Source organism: Vibrio sp. D173a (assembly GCF_030248475.1).
In genome coordinates, this window is record NZ_JAHGAH010001173.1 from 1 (window position 1) to 788 (window position 788).

General features: G+C 47.5%; 2 protein-coding genes. Both read right to left on the reverse strand.

Going from position 1 to position 788, the window contains the following annotated elements; genetic code table 11:
* On the reverse strand, positions 1-228 hold a 228-nt coding region (gene coaE, locus KIV40_RS32120), incomplete at its 3' end, for a dephospho-CoA kinase (protein ID WP_285353392.1).
* A 3-nt stretch (positions 229-231) separates the two neighbouring features.
* The coding region (locus KIV40_RS32125) for an A24 family peptidase (protein ID WP_285353394.1) at positions 232-788 on the reverse strand (557 nt) is incomplete at its 5' end.

Consider the following 788-nt stretch of genomic DNA (forward strand, 5'->3'; position numbering starts at 1 on the left):
AAAGATCTGTTCACGAAGCTTAGCTCGGTTGAGGGTACCGTCTTCTAGAAGGATCGCTTCGCCAAAATGTTCAGCAATCTGGCGTAGTCCGTCACTGCCGACTGCTACGACTTCACGAGCCACGATATCGGCATCGACAATATCGATGTTGAAGTGCTCTTGAAATAGGTCTGCAACGGTGGTTTTTCCGCTAGCAATGCCGCCAGTGAGGCCAATAATGGTCGCCATAAATTAAATTCCTAAAACCGAAGTAAAATACCAAGCCATAATGTTCTCGCCCCAAATCAGGCTAATCCAACCAGCAATGGCGAGATATGGGCCAAACGGGAAGGCTTTATCGATGCCTTGCTGTTTCAATCGTAATTGAATCAAGCCAAATACGAGGCCAACGAGAGAGGAAAGCAAGATGATCATAGGTAGGTGTTGCCAACCAAGCCATGCGCCAAGCGCTGCCAGTAGTTTGAAATCACCATAGCCCATGCCCTCTTTGCCTGTGAGTAGCTTAAATAGCCAATAGACTGACCACAGAGCAAGATAACCAGCCATTGCACCGATAACTGAATCTTGCAGCGAAATTGGGCTCACTCCAAACAGTGCCAGAGCAATCCCCGACCAGACTAGAGGCAAGGTGATTTGATCTGGCAGTAGCATGGTATCGAGATCGATGAAGGTCGCTGCAATCAGGGCAAAAGTAAAAAAGATCAAGGCCAGTGCGTAGTAGCTAAAACCAAAGTGAGCAGCAATAAAGCTACACATTACAGCGGTTAGCAATTCAACAAGCGGATAGC